At 43.8% G+C, this 16596-nt stretch carries 14 protein-coding genes; 7 read left to right on the forward strand and 7 right to left on the reverse strand.

What is annotated here, in order from left to right; translation table 11 throughout:
• Both SMUL_RS13045 and SMUL_RS13050 read right to left on the reverse strand, forming a co-directional pair.
• Positions 1-3126, reverse strand: coding sequence for an efflux RND transporter permease subunit (locus SMUL_RS13045; protein WP_025345702.1), 3126 nt, complete (start codon positions 3124-3126; stop codon positions 1-3).
• Positions 3123-4292, reverse strand: coding sequence for an efflux RND transporter periplasmic adaptor subunit (locus tag SMUL_RS13050; RefSeq protein ID WP_280938040.1), 1170 nt, complete (start codon positions 4290-4292; stop codon positions 3123-3125). The genes SMUL_RS13045 and SMUL_RS13050 overlap by 4 nt, the downstream gene beginning before the upstream one ends.
• 84 nt (positions 4293-4376) lie before the next feature.
• Here SMUL_RS13050 and SMUL_RS13055 point away from each other — a divergent pair, with 84 nt between their 5' ends.
• Positions 4377-4805: a bacteriohemerythrin gene (locus SMUL_RS13055; RefSeq protein ID WP_025345704.1), complete on the forward strand. Its 429-nt coding sequence runs from the start codon at positions 4377-4379 to the stop codon at positions 4803-4805.
• A gap of 16 nt (positions 4806-4821) precedes the next feature.
• Here SMUL_RS13055 and SMUL_RS13060 read toward each other — a convergent pair whose 3' ends face one another.
• Positions 4822-5517 (reverse strand): rhodanese-like domain-containing protein, encoded by a 696-nt coding sequence (locus SMUL_RS13060; protein ID WP_025345705.1) that lies wholly within the window; start codon positions 5515-5517, stop codon positions 4822-4824.
• Positions 5518-5611: 94 nt separating this feature from the next.
• Here SMUL_RS13060 and SMUL_RS13065 point away from each other — a divergent pair, with 94 nt between their 5' ends.
• Positions 5612-6025, forward strand: a complete 414-nt coding sequence (locus SMUL_RS13065; RefSeq protein ID WP_025345706.1) for a pyridoxamine 5'-phosphate oxidase family protein — start codon at positions 5612-5614, stop codon at positions 6023-6025.
• A 26-nt stretch (positions 6026-6051) separates the two neighbouring features.
• Here SMUL_RS13065 and sstT read toward each other — a convergent pair whose 3' ends face one another.
• Both sstT and luxS read right to left on the reverse strand, forming a co-directional pair.
• Entirely contained in the window at positions 6052-7260 is a 1209-nt protein-coding gene (sstT, locus tag SMUL_RS13070; RefSeq protein ID WP_025345707.1) for a serine/threonine transporter SstT, read from the reverse strand.
• A 236-nt stretch (positions 7261-7496) separates the two neighbouring features.
• Positions 7497-8000, reverse strand: a complete 504-nt coding sequence (luxS, locus tag SMUL_RS13075) for an S-ribosylhomocysteine lyase (RefSeq protein ID WP_025345708.1) — start codon at positions 7998-8000, stop codon at positions 7497-7499.
• Positions 8001-8084: 84 nt separating this feature from the next.
• Between luxS and SMUL_RS13080 the strand changes: the two genes are divergently transcribed.
• The 4 genes from SMUL_RS13080 (at position 8085) to SMUL_RS13095 (ending at position 11197) form a co-directional block, all read left to right on the forward strand.
• Positions 8085-9908 (forward strand): Na/Pi cotransporter family protein, encoded by a 1824-nt coding sequence (locus tag SMUL_RS13080; RefSeq protein ID WP_025345709.1) that lies wholly within the window; start codon positions 8085-8087, stop codon positions 9906-9908.
• Complete coding sequence (locus SMUL_RS13085; RefSeq protein ID WP_025345710.1) at positions 9905-10144, forward strand: hypothetical protein; 240 nt, start codon at positions 9905-9907, stop codon at positions 10142-10144. The genes SMUL_RS13080 and SMUL_RS13085 overlap by 4 nt, the downstream gene beginning before the upstream one ends.
• A complete protein-coding gene (locus SMUL_RS13090; RefSeq protein WP_025345711.1) occupies positions 10137-10898 on the forward strand; it encodes a hypothetical protein in 762 nt (253 codons plus the stop codon). The genes SMUL_RS13085 and SMUL_RS13090 overlap by 8 nt, the downstream gene beginning before the upstream one ends.
• Positions 10899-11002: 104 nt before the next feature.
• A complete protein-coding gene (locus SMUL_RS13095; protein ID WP_025345712.1) occupies positions 11003-11197 on the forward strand; it encodes a hypothetical protein in 195 nt (64 codons plus the stop codon).
• A 66-nt stretch (positions 11198-11263) separates the two neighbouring features.
• On the opposite strand, the gene nifJ is transcribed toward SMUL_RS13095, so the two are convergent.
• On the reverse strand, positions 11264-14827 hold the full coding sequence (nifJ, locus tag SMUL_RS13100) for a pyruvate:ferredoxin (flavodoxin) oxidoreductase (protein WP_025345713.1): 3564 nt from the start codon (positions 14825-14827) through the stop codon (positions 11264-11266).
• A 180-nt stretch (positions 14828-15007) separates the two neighbouring features.
• Positions 15008-15646: an HAD family hydrolase gene (locus tag SMUL_RS13105; protein ID WP_025345714.1), complete on the reverse strand. Its 639-nt coding sequence runs from the start codon at positions 15644-15646 to the stop codon at positions 15008-15010.
• 69 nt (positions 15647-15715) lie between these two features.
• Here SMUL_RS13105 and SMUL_RS13110 point away from each other — a divergent pair, with 69 nt between their 5' ends.
• Positions 15716-16519: a DUF4197 domain-containing protein gene (locus SMUL_RS13110; RefSeq protein WP_025345715.1), complete on the forward strand. Its 804-nt coding sequence runs from the start codon at positions 15716-15718 to the stop codon at positions 16517-16519.
• The last annotated feature ends 77 nt before the right edge of the window (positions 16520-16596 follow it).

Raw genomic sequence — 16596 nt, forward strand, 5'->3', positions numbered from 1 at the left:
TTAAACCTCCCCTACCATGGTTGCATGGCGCTTTCGTTTGGGGAAAATCCCACGCACCAAGACAAAAAAGAGCGGTACCAAAAAGATCGCCAAGAAGGTCGCACTCAGTGTTCCTCCAACGATTCCTGTACCAATGGAGATACGACTGTTCGCCCCTGCACCACTGGAAAGTGCTAGTGGCAGAACGCCTGCAATGAACGCCAGTGAGGTCATTAAGATCGGGCGAAGTCTCAGTTTTGCCCCCTCAATGGCGGCATCGACAAGCGTGCTTCCACGATTATACGCCGCTTCGACAAACTCAACGATCAAAATCGCATTTTTAGACGAAAGCCCAATGGTCGTTAAAAGAGCGACTTGGAAGTAGACATCGTTTTCCAATCCTCGAAGCGAGGCTGCAACCACCGAGCCAAAAATACCCAAAGGAATGACCAAAAGAACGGAAAAAGGAACCGCCCAGCTCTCATAGAGTGCCGCTAAACATAAAAAGACGACCAAAATAGAGATGGCATACAGTTTCAACGTTTGCCCACTTGATAAACGCTCTTGATACGAGAGTCCACTCCATGCAAAGCTTGTACCCGAAGGCAAAGCTTCTTGCAGGGCTTCTATCTTATCCATCGCCACGCCTGAACTAATCCCAGAAGCGGCCGATCCTTGGATCTCATACGACGCTAAGCCGTTATAGCGGGTTAAACTCTGCGCACCATAACTCCAACTCGTTGTCGCAAACGACGCAAACGGCGTCATCACATCACTGTTACTTTTAACATACCACTGATCCAAATCTTCAGGTTTTGAGCGAAAAGGAGCATCGCCTTGGACATACACCTTTTTAATCCGCCCACGATCGACAAAATCGTTGACGTAGACACCTGCCCACGCGTAATTGAGCGTATCATCCACATCCGATAACGAAAGCCCAAGCGCAACGGCTTTGGCTTCATCGATGTTTACATGTAATTGCGGCGTATCTTCCATACTGCCCAAACGAACCGCCATAAACGTACTGTCACTTCGTACACTGCTAAGCAAACTGTCCCGAAGCGTTTTGAGTTGCTCACGATCGGTATCGGCAAGGGCTTGAAGCTGAAAGTTAAAACCATTGCTATGCCCAAGTCCTTGAATCGCAGGAGGGTTGAGCGAAAAGATCTGAGCATCGCGCACACGAGAAAGATTCATCGTAGCACGATTTGAAATGATGTCCGATCGATTTTCAACGCCCTTACGCTCATCCCAATCTTTGAGAGCCACAAACGCCATACCTGCATTTTGTCCGCTTCCGCTAAAACTAAAGCCTGAAATGGTAAAAATGGCTTCGGTATTGTTAGACTCTTCGTTCAGAAAATAGTGCTCAATCTCGCGAGAAACAGCATTGCTACGTTTAAAAGAAGCCCCTGCTGGCAACGTAAACTGAACCATGCTATCCCCTTGATCTTCACTGGGTAAAAAGCCTGTCGGCAGACGAAGCATTAAAAAAGCCATGATGGAAGCAATGATCGCATAAACCAGCATCCATCGAAACGGCGTTGCAATGACCAAGCCTACACGGCCTTTGTACCGTGCGATTAAGGAGTCAAACGTTTTGTTGAACCAACCAAAAAAGCCATGGCTCTTTATCTCTTCATGCGGTTTGAGCAATGAAGCGCAGAGTGCTGGTGTTAAGGTCAAAGCCACAATAACGGAAAGAATCATCGACGAAACAATCGTAATGGAAAACTGACGGTAAATAACACCGGTCGAGCCTGCAAAAAATGCCATCGGCAAGAAAACGGCAGAGAGAACCGTCGCAATCCCCACAAGCGCGCTCGTGATCTCTTTCATCGACTTCTCGGTTGCTTCCACAGGAGGGAGTTTCTCTTCACGCATAATACGCTCAACGTTCTCAACCACGACAATCGCATCATCCACCAAAAGACCTATGGAGAGCACCATACCAAACATGGTAAGGGTATTGATGGAGTAGCCAAACACCTCTAAAACGCCAAAGGTTCCCAAAAGAACAACGGGAACGGCGATGGCAGGAATCAGGGTGGCTCGCCAATTTTGCAAAAAGACAAACATAACAACAAGAACCAATAAAATGGCTTCAAACAGTGTTTTAACCACCTCTTCAATCGAAATACGAATAAATTTCGTACTGTCTCTTGGATAAGCAACTTTATACCCGCTCGGAAAGGTGGGTTCCATCTTGGCAATCGCTGCTTTGATGCGACTGGCAGTAGAGAGTGCATTCGCACCTGGGGCGAGCATCACCGCAAGTCCCGAAGCGGGATGGCCATTGAGCCTTGTTACATTGCTGTAACTCTCACTCCCAAGCTCCACACGTGCCACATCGCTTAAGCGCACAATCGCGCCACTGCTGTCACTTTTGACGATGATTTTTTCAAACTCTAAAGGTGTTTGTAGTTGGGATTTTGCCGTGACAGTTGCATTGAGTTGCTGATCACTGGATGCGGGAAGTGCACCGATGCTACCAGCAGAGACTTGCACATTTTGAGCGCTAATGGCGCTGCTAATGTCGGAAGGCATCAAGTTGTACGAAACCAATTTGGAAGGGTCCAACCAGATGCGCATCGCATACTGACCACCAAAAACTTGCACCGTACCCACACCCTCTAAACGCGCAATGGGGTCTTGTAAATTGCTAAGCAGGTAATCCGCGACATCCACAGACATTTTGGTATCGGTCACATCATACAAGGAGACAATCATCAAAAAGTAATTTTGCGCTTTAGTCACGCGCACACCTTCATCTTGAACCGATTTTGGAAGACGCGTGGTGATTTGGGCTACTTTGTTCTGTACTTGAACTTGCGCCGTATCAGCATCGGTTCCTTTTTGAAAGGTCACATCAATGCTCGCAGACCCTGAAGAACTACTGGTGGAGGAAAAATACAAAAGTCCATCCAACCCCGTAAGCTGTTGCTCAATGATTTGAATGACACTGTTCTCTACCGTTTGAGCAGACGCACCCGTGTAGGTGGCATTGATACGAATCGTAGGCGGTGCAATGTCAGGGTATTGCGCAACAGGAAGTGAAAAAATGGAGCCAATACCTGCTAGCATAATGACAATGGAGATAACCCATGCAAAAATGGGTCGATGGATAAAAAAGTGTGCGATCATTGCGCTTTACCTAATGTTTCAGTGACATCCACGGCTTTGACGCTACTGCCTGCACGAACTTTACTTGATCCTTCGACAATCACCTTATCGCCAACACTGAGTCCACTGCTGACCAACCACATATCCCCCAATGCACGCTCTGTTTTGACAATGCGTGTTTCAACTTTATTCTCACTCGTAACGATGAATGCGGTTGCGTTGCCTTTGGGATCGCGTTGAATGCCTTGCTGAGGAACTAAGAGTGCTTTTTCATTGACCGCTTCATCCATAAGCGCTCGAACATACATCCCAGGAAGCAAGATGCCATCAGGATTAGGGAACGTGGCACGAAGCGTTACTGAACCGGTACTCTCATCAACGGCAATTTCTTGAAACTGAAGCGTTCCCTCATGTGGGTAACGTGAGCCATCTTCAAGATTTAATGCTAGCTGTGTGCTCCCTTTTTTAATCCCTTGTTGTGCTAGAAGTGCTCTTAGTTTTAAAAGTTGCGTGCTGGATTGGGTCAGATCCACATAGATGGGATCGAGGGTGCGAATCGTAGCAAGCGCTGTGGTTTGGCTTGCACTCACAAGGGCTCCCACACTCACACTTGATGTCCCGATGCGCCCGCTAATCGGTGCTTTGATTTTGGTGTATTCAAGATTGATCTGCGCACTTTGCAAGGCAGCCTTTTTTTCATCCACACTCGCCACTTCTTGCAAATACGCCGCTTTGACATCTTCTGCATCTTGTTTGGAGACACCTTCTAATTTGACAAGATCCGCGTAACGTTCACTTTTAAGACGAGAAGACTCTAGCGTTGCTTCGGCGTTTTTGAGTGCGGCTTTAGCTTCATCAAAAGCGGCTTGGTATAACGCTGGATCGATCTGGTAAAGCACGGCATCTTTTTTCACGATGCTACCCTCTTCAAAAAAACGCGCTTGAATAATACCACCTACTTGCGGACGAATCTCAGAGATGACCGTCGCTTTGGTACGTCCGGGAAGCTCACGCGAAAGCGTAATGCTTTGGGAATTTAGGGTATACACACCGACTTCTACTTGCGGTAAAGGAGCTGTTTTTGCCTTATTGTCAGAGCACCCCAACCAAAGCAGGGGAATTAAAATTACCAGTGATTTTAACGTATGAAGTATCATCCAATTTTCCTTAAAAATAATAAACACCATTTTACTCCTTATATGTTAACCAATTCTTGCGCAAAAGAGTTCAAAGCGTGCTAAAATAGCGTAGAAAAATTATGAGGAACGTCAGTGTTTATAGAATGGAATGAAAAATTTAGCCTGCATCATGCACTTTTAGACAAACAGCATCAAGAACTTTTCGATTTGGCAAATGCGGTTCAAGCGCTCGATCCTGATAAAACGGACAAAGCAGAGCTTGGAAAACTGTTTAAAGAGTTTTTTGACTACATGGCAAAACATTTTAAAGAAGAAGAGGCGTATATGCAAAGCCTTGAGTACCCGCTGCTTGAAAAACATAAGAAATTTCACGAGAGTATCATCGAGGGGATGACCAAAATCCTCAAAGAGAAAAAGGGCATTGAAGATCTTCAAAAAAGTATGAAGATGATCGCTAAAAAATGGCTGGTAGAGCATATTTTAGAAAATGATCTTAAAATCGAGAAGTGGCGCAAAAGCATCACCGTAAGCGATGAAGACCTTCACGCACCTCTTGCTTAAGCTTACATGTAAACCCTCAACGCTTGGGCGAAATAGCACTAAAGCCCAGCAAAAGCCAATCTTGCAAGCCACCTCGGTACCACAAGAGCTTCTCTTTGGGATACCCCATTTTGATCAGTTTTTCAATCGCTAAGCGTGACTGCACACACCAGATGCCATTGCAAAAAATCAGTGCCGTTTTGGCATGGCTAAAATCATACGTTGGACCGACGGTTCGAAAGCCCAAAAGTTTTTGCACTCGCTCAAAATCTTCAGGAATCGCCTCATCAAACTCGATCTCATCAAAGGGAATGTTCACACTGCTAGGAATGGTAAGTTGCTCATACCAATCACTTTTGCGCGCGTCAATTAAGATGTATTCTGAGGGCTTCACATTGGCTTTGTTTTTAATAAAATCCAGCACTTCAACTTCACCGACAGTCGTAACCCCTTGCGCAAAACTCATGGGTTGCGCTTTACCAACGGTCGTGACGAAGCTTTTTTTGCACGCTGGAGGAACATTTTTACCCGCATAATCCCCGCTAAAAATCGCTTCAGGATTAATGCCCACCACATTACATGTAACATCACTGTGACGCTCAATCAAAACCTCTTTGAGGCTTCCATCGCTCATCACATGGGTGGTTTTCACGCCTGTAAATTGCAAGCTCATAGGATTTTCAGCCGCAAAAAGCGAGCCCAACATAAGGGCAAAACAGAGGATTAATCGCATCGAAAACTCCTTAAGATTAGTAAATCAATCTTAATCCTTTTAAAATTTAAAAGAGCGAAAGAAAATATGTTATACTTTTTTTCAAAGGATGCCCATGTTAGAGCCTGTTATCACTGCATTTTTAAAGAAACATCACCTGCTTACACTCGCTACATGTAAAGCAAATCTGCCCTACTGTGCCTCGTGTTTTTACGCGTTTATCCAAGAGAGTGCGACATTGGTCATCGCCACCGATGCCAAGACCAGACACGGACACGAAGCCCTTGAAAACGAACATGTCGCAGGAGTGGTTGCATTAGAAACGAAGATGGTGGGGAAAATTCAAGGGGTTCAATTTACGGGCGTTTTTAAAGCAGCCAACGAAGCAGAGAAGAAAGCCTATTTGAAGCGCTTTCCTTACGCGATAGCCCTGAATCCTTCTTTGTGGAGCATCCAAATTGAGTATCTTAAATTTACGGACAATACCCTAGGATTTGGCAAGAAATTGGAGTTTTACCGCTCCAATTAACTGCCAAACTGGTTTACATGTAACGCTTATAACCGTATCGGCTCATCCGAGCATGCGGCGGTAAAAACAACGTCCGTTGAGCTGTTCAGTGCCGTCTCTGCCGAGTCTTGAACCACGCCGATTAAAAATCCAATCGCAACCACTTGCATCGCAATCTCATCGCTAATACCAAAAAGACCGCACGCCAGAGGAATCAAAAGAAGTGAACCTCCTGCAACACCTGAAACACCTGCAGCGGCGACCGTTGCAACCAAACTTAAGAGCAATGCGGTAGGAAGATCCACGGCGATGCCAAGCGTATTGACCGTTGCAAGCGTTAAGACCGTAATCGTAACTGCCGCACCTGCCATATTCGCCGTTGCACCCAAAGGAATGGAGATGGAATAGGTGTCTTCATGAAGCCCTAGTTTTTTGCACAGCGCCATATTGACAGGAATATTTGCCGCAGAACTACGGGTAAAAAACGCCGTGACACCGCTCTCTTTTAAGCATGTGAACACAAGGGGATACGGATTGCGTCTGGTTTTAATGTAGACGATCAGTGGGTTGATCACAAGGGCTGCAAACAGCATCGTTCCTACCAAAATAATGAGCAATTTTCCATACCCAAGCAGTGCGGTAAAACCCGTTTCGGCAAAGGTCTCTGCGACCAAACCCAAAATACCAAAGGGCGCTAAGCGAATGACCGCTTGAACGATTTTGGTCATCGCGTCACTTGCGTCTTTCATCACCACTTTTGTCTGCGCACTGCTATGATGAAGCGCTATACCAATGGCGACTGCCCATGTGAGCACACCGATGTAATTACCTTTTGCGAGCGCATTGATAGGATTGTCAACCATGCTCACCAAAAAGCCTTTAACAACAGCGATAATGCTTTGAGGAGGTGTTAAACCAGCATCTGCCCCACTAGCGAGTATCAACGTCACAGGAAACGCAAAACTGACGATGACCGCTGCGAGTGCGGATAAAAAGGTACCAATAATGTAGAGGGTGATGATAGGCTTGATGTTTGTCTGTGCCCCAACCTCTTTGGTCGCAATCGCCGTTGAAACAAGCACCAAAACAAGAATGGGAGCCACCGCTTTAAGCGCTCCAACAAAGAGCTTTCCTAAAATGGAAACTGCCATGGCAGCCGTTGGCGAAATGAGTGCGATCACAACGCCCAAAACCATACCTAAAAGAATAAGAACAATCAGATTGCTCTCTTTATACCGTGCGACTAAACGCTCCATAAAAACCTTCCTTACTCATAAGATTGTGTGTACCCTAAGTTTTTGTTTAAAACAAAAAGTTAATCATATAGAAAAGGTTCTTATCGAGACGTTAAAATGAGTAGACTTTTTGCAAAACGAATGTTGCAAAAAGTCAAAGCACCAAAGGTGCGTGGGCTTTGCGCCGAGCAAAACCTAGTGTTAACGTAGCTTTTAGAGCTTTGCTTTAAAAGTGTGTTAGGAGTTCGAAAAGAACTTTATGAAATTTTTGATGTATCAAGTTTTAAAGCTTCGTTATCCATCACACCAATTTCGGTGCTTAAAATAGTCGAAGCAATGTCGTGCGCTTCATCCAACGAGTGCATTTTATAGGTTCCGCACTGATAGATATTGAGCTCAGGAATATCGTTTTCACTCTTTACATGTAAGATGTCATTCATCGAAGCTTTCCACGCACTCACCACGCGTTTAGGCTCAGGTGTGCCGATCAAACTCATGTAAAAACCGGTACGACAGCCCATCGGCGAAATGTCGATAATCTCAACACCCTCACCATTGAGATGGTTGCGCATAAAGCCTGCGAAGAGATGCTCTAGCGTATGAATACCACGTTCGGGTAAAATCGTTTCGTTGGGTTTACAAAAACGAAGATCAAACACGGTGATCTCATCGCCGTGAGGTGTTTTCATCGTTTTAGCAACTCTTACCGCAGGAGCGGGCATTTTGACGTGATCTACACAGAAACTATCTAATAATGGCATTTTGAGTCCTTTTTTTCGGCAATTATATCAAAAAAAGTGTACAATAATTTGCCCTTCAACTACTTTACATGTAAAGGAAACCCTGTGAAACGTCTGTTTCTTTTTATCGTTATCATAGCGCTTTCGTTTACTTTTTTTTACAATCAAAATCTACTCTCGATTGCCGCAGGTGTCGCCATTTTTCTCTTTGGAATGAAAAGCCTTGAAGAGGGATTTCGTTTTTTCGTGGGCGGACTGCTCGATAAATTTCTCAAAAAAATCACCGACAATCTCTACAAAAGCATCCTATTTGGGACGGTCATCACCACACTGATGCAATCCAGTGGTCTAGCCGCCGTCATCGCGATCTCCTTTATCAGCGCAGGACTGATCAGCGTCGCGCAAGGTGTAGGCATTATTTTAGGCGGAAACATCGGTACAACCACGGGAGCGTGGCTGATTGCAGGGCTTGGGCTGAAAATTAGCATCGCGACCTACGCTTTGCCGATGCTTGTCTTTGGCATGCTTTTCATTTTTCAAGAGAGCAAGCGTCTTAAAGGCATCGGTTACGCGCTTGCAGGACTTGGCTTCTCCTTTTTGGGCATCGCCTACATGAAAGAGGGTTTTGACGCCTTTAAAGCCACCATTGATCTCACCCAATACTCTGCCGATGGCTTTACGGGCATCATCCTTTTTGCAATCATAGGTGCGGTCATGACCATCGTCATGCAGTCTTCGCACGCCTCATTGGTGTTGATTTTAACCGCCCTTTCGGCGTCGCAAATCACCTATGAAAACGCGATTGCGCTGACTATCGGGGCGAACATTGGCACAACAATTACCGCCGTTTTAGGAGCTCTTGGCGCTGGAATGGAAGGTAAAAAACTCGCAGCAGCACACTTTTTGATTAACACCTTAACGGGCTTGTTGCTCATTGGTTTTGTTCCGCAATTTATCCATTTCATTGACCATACTGCACCATTTTTTGGAATTGCAGAGCAAGATTACACGTTAAAACTTGCCCTTTATCACACCTATTTTAACCTCTTTTGTGTGCTTCTTTTCGCTCCACTTGTGCATCATTTAGTCAGACTGCTCAATTACTTTTTTCAACCCAAAATCACGGCTGAGAACGCCATCGATGATGTTTTGTTCATTAACGATGCAGCGCTTGATTTTCCAGATACCGCTCAGGCGACCCTTTTAAAAGAGACAAAACATCTTTACAACAATGTTTACGACATCATCGCGCAAGGATTAAGTGTCACTAAAGAGGATATCTCCTCAGGCATGGAGATCGAAGATATTTTAAAAAGGCGCGATCAAGCCTTACATGTAAACATGGATGACTACTACGAGAGGCGCATCAAAGAGATTTACGGCAAGATCATCACCTTTGCGATTGTAGCGCAAGGGAAGTTTTCGGATGTCACAACTCAGCAATTTATCCCCATCAAAAACGCAACGATTGACATTGTTGAAGCGTTTAAAGCGGCAAAACACATGCAAAAAAACATGCTTCGCTACCTCGAATCGGACAACGAATACATCAAAAACGAGTACAACCACATTCGTAAAACCCTTATCAAACATCTGCGCACGATGCAGATGATCTTTAACACTTCCGAAGAAGATGTCGCCGTTTTACTCTTAAGCAAACTCCAACTCGATGCCCAAAATTACGACATCGCCGCCAATAAATCACTTGATAATCTCATTCGTACCAATAAAATCACCTACACCATGGCAACCTCACTCATGAACGACACGAGCTATGCCTACACCATCGCTTCTGAGCTTAGCAAAGTTGCGCACACGCTGTTCGTTCATGCCACGTCCGAATCCACCGAAGGTCGTGAAGCTTTGATCTTAAATGAAGCCGAAATAAGCGACCTAACACACGCCTCAAGCCCAAGGAGTACCTCATGAGCGGCTTAAAATTTATCCAAAAGATGCAAGAATTATTTGGGCTGAGCCCAGAAAGTGCCGAGTCTACGAAAAAAAAAGCGGTCAAAGAGCTTGTCAAAAAACTCAAACTCAGACACATTCTCTTAAAGAAAGAGCTCAAAAATGAGACCGATTTGATCAAACGCGAAGCCCTTCACGATAGCATTAAAATTATCAAAAAACAGATGAAAAAAGGAAAGGAAATCGTGGATGATTAGACACGGCTTTTTGGCTTTGTTTCTCTTATGCGGTTGTGCGGCACCCAATCAAGAGAAGATCGGTGAAGTACTGCAATCACATGGAGCGACCTCCTTGCAGTATGATTTTAAAAAAAGCGTTGATAACCTCATCCTCTATAAAGAGAAGCTCGATCTTCGCAATCCCAATGGCTTTAGCAAAGAGAGCCAAAAGTACATTTTCAATGAAATGAAAAATGCGAAAAATACGATTCGCATGCAGTACAATGGCACTTACCTCAAAACGTACGACGACTACCTTAGGCTCGCTTTTGATAAAAACAGTACGATTCCCGAGCGTAACGATTTTCTCATTTTAGGCATTTATAAACTTTTGTGGGAGAGCTATAAAATCGGCGAAGGGCACCAAATCACAACCCTTTCGTATGATGAAGAGCGTTTTAAAAAGCTCTACTACTACCTTGAAGTGATCAAATGGAAGATCAAAACGGGCAAAGACGACAAAGGTCGCTACCTCTTTCTCACATGGCAAAACAACTGGCAAGTCGAGTTTCAAAACAAACTTCTCATGGGTCAAACACCTTCTTGGGAGATGCTTGAAAATCTCGCGTCTATCAAAAGCCGCAAAGAGAGCATACAAGACCCTTCCAACTTCAATTTTGAGATTCTGCTCAGCCAAGTCATCTTCCACGTCAAAAACAGCGCAAGACTCATCGGCAAAGAACCCGTAGACATCGGCATCGACGCAATGATCAGCGTGGTGCTCTTTTTGTAGGCTTTCCCTATGCGTCACTATTCCTATCTATAATGCTTGATCTCGCTCAATCTTTTCGACCTTTTTTTTAACTATAATACGTCAAATTTAACAAGGAGTTTTCGATGCAAATCAATGCAATGCACGTCTGTAATGTCTGTTTACGAACCAGTGAAGAGAGTAGTGGAGCGGTTTTTATTCAAGCGGTTAAAAATGGCGAGGAGATTCATGTCTGTACGAGTTGTATTCCTCATATCATTCATGGAAGTGGTGATATTGTGAAGTCAAACGCGCAAGTCGAAGCTGAACTTCAAAACTAAAACTGTTTACATGTAAGGTATGAAAACCTTACATGTAAATACTTTTGCTCTTCAAAGAAGAGGTTTTTACGCCTCTTCAACCTCATTTGAGAAGTCAGCAATGGCTAAACGGTTGAGCTGTCTCCATCTACGTTGTGCATCTTTTTTGTTGTGTTCAAAGAGTGCTTGTGCATGCTCTGGATTTGACTTTTTAAGTGACGCATAACGGACTTCGTTCATCAAGAAATCATCATACAATGACCAATCAGGCTCTTTTCCTGTAATTTTAACCGGGTTTTTACCCTCTGCTTCAAGGCGTGGATCGTAGGTATAAATCGGCCAGTAACCACACTTCGTTGCAAGTTCACCTTGGTTACCTGATTTTCCAAGACCACCTTTAATACCATGTGCGATACATGGAGAATAAGCGATAATGAGTGATACACCAGGATACCCTTCGGCTGCTTCAAAGGCTTTAATCGTTTGAGCCGCAGAGGCGTTTGAGTTGATTTGTGCCACAAAAACGTTACCATACGTCATCGCGATGTAGCCAAGATCTTTTTTCTGACTAGGTTTTCCAGCCGCTGTAAATTGAGCGATAGAACCTGCACGAGAAGATTTTGAGCTTTGACCACCGGTATTGGAGTAAACCTCGGTATCAAGTACCAAGATGTTGACATCTTCACCACTTGCAATAACATGATCCAATCCGCCGTAACCGATGTCATACGCCCAACCATCTCCACCAAAAATCCATTGTGATTTTTTAGAAATGTACTGTTTGAGGCTTAAAATAACATCTGCACCCGCAGCTGTTGGGTTTGCTTGTAAAAGTGGTACTAAAAGATCACGAATTTCAGTAGATTTAACTCTATCGTCTCTAAATTCGATCCAGTCTTTATAAAGTGCTGCGATCGCATTTGGCGCTTTCTCAACAGATGCTTCCATAACAGAGTGAACTCTATGGCGCATTGTTTCGGTAGCAACGTGCATACCAAGACCAAACTCAGCATTGTCCTCAAAGAGTGAGTTACCCCATGCAGGACCATGACCTTTGTCATTTTTGCGGTAAGGTGTCGAAGGTGCAGAACCACCATAGATAGATGAACATCCTGTTGCATTAGCGATCATCATGCTATCACCAAAAAGTCTGGTTGCAAGCGTGATATAAGGTGTCTCACCACAACCTGGACACGCCGCGTGGAACTCAAAGAGCGGTTGTGCAAATTGAGCACCCTTCACAGTATTTTTAGAGAGAATATCATCTTTATACGTTACTTTTTTGAAGAGGTAATCTGCATTTTCTTGCTCACCCGCTTCAAGACTTTCACCCAATGGAACCATGACAAGCGACTTCTCTTTGGTCGGACATGCTTCAACACACAGATCACATCCTGTACAGTCAAGGGAAGAGACTTGGATTTTGTATTTTAAACCTTTAAGCTCTTTGCCTTTGGCTTCAAGGGCATGCGTTTTAACACCTTCTGGTGCGAGTGCAAACTCTGCATCATTGATAAGGAATGGACGAATAACAGCATGTGGGCAGACAAAAGCACACTGGTTACATTGAATACAGTTCTCTTCGATCCATTTTGGAACCGTGACACCAACACCGCGTTTTTCATACTCAGTGGTTCCATGCTCAAACGTACCATCTTCGTAACCATTGAACACAGAAACAGGTAAGCTATCTCCTCGAGCTGCATTGACGGGTTTTGCGATTGCTTCAACAAATGGCGTACCTTTGTACATAACCACATCTTGTGTTTTGACTTCATCTTTAAGGCTTGCCCATGAAGGATCAACCTCAACTTTAATCAAACCATTCGCCCCTACATCAATCGCTTTGTAGTTAAGCTCAACAATTTGATCACCTTTTTTGTGATACGTTTTGTAGGCTTGTTTTTTCATGAAAGCTTGTGCTTCTTCAAAATCAATAATCTCTGCAAGTTTGAAGAAAGCGGATTGCATAATGGTGTTACTTCTGTTACCTAAACCAATGTCACGTGCAAGTTTGGTTGCATTAATAATGTAAAAATTAACGTTTTTGGTTGCTAAAATGCGTTTAACTTTATTTGGAATTCTCTTAATCGTCTCATCGGCATCCCAAATGGAGTTCAAAAGGAATGTTCCATGTTCTCTAATACCATCGATGACATCATACAACTCAAGGTATGCAGCCACAGAACAGGCGACAAAGTGAGGATTAGAAACGAGGTAGGTTGAACGAATGGGGTGTTTTCCAAAACGTAAGTGAGAACGGGTAAAACCACCTGATTTTTTGGAGTCATACGCAAAATAAGCTTGTGCATACATGTCGGTTTCATCACCGATGATTTTAATAGAACTTTTATTGGCACCTACCGTACCATCCGCTCCAAGTCCGTAGAACAGACACTCTTTCGTTTCAGGCTCACCCAAACTGATCTTCTCTTTAACATCAAGTGATTTAAAGGTAACATCATCAAAGATACCAATGGTAAAGTCATTTTTTGGCTCACCAAGTTTGAGGTTTTCAAAAACAGCCAACATTTGTGCTGGATCAACGTCTTTTGAAGAGAGTCCATAACGTCCGCCAACGATGACTGGCGCATTTTTATGTCCATAAAATGCAGCTCGCATATCCAAGAACAATGGTTCACCGATAGATCCTGACTCTTTGGTGCGATCAAGCACTGCAATTTTTTTAACGGATTCAGGCATAACGTCCATCAAATATTTGATACTAAATGGGCGGTAAAGATGCGGCGTAATTAAACCAACTTTTTCACCTTTGCTCATTAAATAATCAATTGTCTCTTTCAAACACTCTGTGACAGAACCCATAGCAACAATGATACGATCCGCATCTTTCGCACCATAATAGGTGAAAGGTTTATAATCTCTTCCTGTTACTTTTGAGATTTCAGCCATATAATGGGCTACAATGTCAGGTAACGCATCGTAAAATTTGTTTTGTGCTTCTCTGCCTTGGAAATAGATATCATCATTTTGTGCGGTACCACGCGTTTTAGGATGCTCTGGATTAAGGGCATCATCACGGAAACGTTGAACAGCTTCTTTGTCTAAAAGCTTATCGAAAACGGCATAGTCCATCACTTCAATTTTTTGAATCTCGTGAGATGTTCTAAAACCATCGAAAAAGTGCATAAAAGGAATACGCCCTTTAATGGCACATAAATGTGCAACACCTGCTAAGTCCATGACTTCTTGAACCGAACCAGAAGAGAGCATTGCATAGCCTGTTTGGCGAGCAGCATACACATCTTGATGATCACCAAAAATTGAAAGTGCATGGGTTGCAAGGGTACGGGCAGCAACATGGATAACACTTGGAAGTAATCCACCTGCCATTTTATACATATTTGGGATTTTAAGTAACAGACCTTGTGAAGCCGTATAGGTCGTTGTAAGGGCACCTGCTTGAAGCGAACCATGTACGGTTCCAGCTGCGCCACCTTCACTTTGCATTTCAACAACTTTAACAGGCATACCAAATAAGTTTTTTTTACCTTGACTTGCCCAAATGTCGGTGAAATCCGCCATTGGAGAAGAAGGTGTAATTGGGTAAATGCCTGCGACTTCGGTAAAGGCGTAAGATGCGTATGCGGCAGCTTCGTTACCATCCATAGTTTTCATGACTTTTGCCATTAAGTTCCCCTTAGATTATAATTGTTATTCGTACATTCATTTCTGATGATTTTCCCATTCTACTTAGCATTCTCTTAATAACTCATAAATGAAACGTGACCACCTATGGTTTAATAATCGTTTAACCAAGCCTTACGCAAAATCATAGTCTAACAATATGATAAAGATATAATAAAAATACTAAGTGTGTTGTCCAATCATTTTAACAGCGTCTAAGGCATCACGACCAATGAAAGAAGTGTATTTTTGTAACTCATACTGCGTACTGTACCCGCAGAGCACGCCTATACTCTTTACTCCCGCTTCATTTGCGCAGATAATATCCATAGGCGTATCGCCGATCATCCATGTCTGTTCAGGATCAGCATTCAGCGCTACCAATGCTTTTTGAATGGGTTCAGGGTGAGGTTTGGGATGCGTCACTGACTCTCTTCCAATCAACACTTTAAAGTGGTGCATCACGCCTAAATGCTCTAAAAGCTCTTCGGAATACTGTGCCGTCTTTGTCGTCACAATACCCAAAATGGCCATTTTTGAAGCTCGCGTGATGGCTTCGTGTGCCAGAGGCAACAGTGTCGTTTTTTTGCGTGAAATCAGTCTGTAGTGCTCTTTATACGCATGAACATACTCATCGGCTTCTAACGCATCAATTCCCAGCATGGTAAACATCAAATCAAGAGGATGTCCAATGAGTTTTTTGATCATGTCGTCCTCAGGAACTAAGCGTCCAAAGGTCTCATACGCAACACTAAAACTTTCCAATATTGCATCGGTTGAATCGATCAATGTACCGTCTAAATCGAATAAAATTGTCTTCATCTCTACCCTTAATACTTCTTTTACATGTAAAGTACTATTATAACTTCAAGACCATTAAAAAGGAGCTACATGTTACCCAAAAGCCTTATACTTATAGCGCCCCTTATGCTGTGCGCAGCCACCTTTCAAGATGCGCTTAATTCTGCCATCAACACCACATCCTCCACTCAAAAGAGTACACCAACCAATAGCTTAACCTCTCAAAGCAGTGCCACATCAGGAGTCAAAGAGGCACTCAGCCTTGGCGCACAGCAAGCCATTTCCCTCTTGGGAAAAGAGGGTGGATTTTTAAACAACAGCGCGGTGAAGATCCCACTGCCCGCATCGTTAAAACCTGTCGCAACGGCGGCTGAAAAATTAGGCGGTAAACGCTATGTGGATGATTTTAGTAAGTCAATGAACACAGCGGCAACCAAAGCCATTCCCAAAACAGCTTCGATCCTCAGCGATACGATTTCAAGCATGAGTGTTGAAGATGCGAATGCCATTGTCAAAGGAAGCAACACCGCAGCAACGGATTATTTTAAAACAAAATCGGGTACTAAACTGCTCAGTGCCATTATGCCGATCATCAAAGAGAGCATCAGTGAAAACCAAGTCATGAGCTCCTACCAAAGCCTTAAAGGGTTTGCAGGGGAAAGTAGTGTGATATCAGGCGTTTCAAACAATGCGCTAGTTGGACAAGCCTCATCGATTGCAAAAGGGTTTGGGCTGGGCGATGCTGTTCCAAGTGGTGATGAGAGTATTGAAGATTATATTGGTCGAAAAACGCTCGATGGTCTTTTTTATATGATTGCAGAGAAAGAAAAAGCACTTCGTAGCAATCCACTCTCTAGTGGAAACGCTATCATTCAGCAAGTCTTTGGAAAATAAGTTAGAGTAGAGATTTTTTAACGAAAAAAGCGGGATTGCGGTCTCATCAATATTCGATGTAAGCGACCACGATCCCG

It is taken from the genome of Sulfurospirillum multivorans DSM 12446, from assembly GCF_000568815.1.
GTDB classification, from domain to species: Bacteria; Campylobacterota; Campylobacteria; order Campylobacterales; family Sulfurospirillaceae; genus Sulfurospirillum; species Sulfurospirillum multivorans.

Coding starts and splice junctions, on each gene's coding strand:
- SMUL_RS13045 (WP_025345702.1), bottom strand. CDS start 3,126: ATGATCGCACACTTTTTTATCCATCGACCCATTTTTGCATGGGTTATC.
- SMUL_RS13050 (WP_280938040.1), bottom strand. CDS start 4,292: ATGGTGTTTATTATTTTTAAGGAAAATTGGATGATACTTCATACGTTA.
- SMUL_RS13060 (WP_025345705.1), bottom strand. CDS start 5,517: ATGCGATTAATCCTCTGTTTTGCCCTTATGTTGGGCTCGCTTTTTGCG.
- SMUL_RS13065 (WP_025345706.1), top strand. CDS start 5,612: ATGTTAGAGCCTGTTATCACTGCATTTTTAAAGAAACATCACCTGCTT.
- sstT (WP_025345707.1), bottom strand. CDS start 7,260: ATGGAGCGTTTAGTCGCACGGTATAAAGAGAGCAATCTGATTGTTCTT.
- luxS (WP_025345708.1), bottom strand. CDS start 8,000: ATGCCATTATTAGATAGTTTCTGTGTAGATCACGTCAAAATGCCCGCT.
- SMUL_RS13085 (WP_025345710.1), top strand. CDS start 9,905: ATGAGCGGCTTAAAATTTATCCAAAAGATGCAAGAATTATTTGGGCTG.
- SMUL_RS13090 (WP_025345711.1), top strand. CDS start 10,137: ATGATTAGACACGGCTTTTTGGCTTTGTTTCTCTTATGCGGTTGTGCG.
- SMUL_RS13095 (WP_025345712.1), top strand. CDS start 11,003: ATGCAAATCAATGCAATGCACGTCTGTAATGTCTGTTTACGAACCAGT.
- nifJ (WP_025345713.1), bottom strand. CDS start 14,827: ATGGCAAAAGTCATGAAAACTATGGATGGTAACGAAGCTGCCGCATAC.
- SMUL_RS13105 (WP_025345714.1), bottom strand. CDS start 15,646: ATGAAGACAATTTTATTCGATTTAGACGGTACATTGATCGATTCAACC.
- SMUL_RS13110 (WP_025345715.1), top strand. CDS start 15,716: ATGTTACCCAAAAGCCTTATACTTATAGCGCCCCTTATGCTGTGCGCA.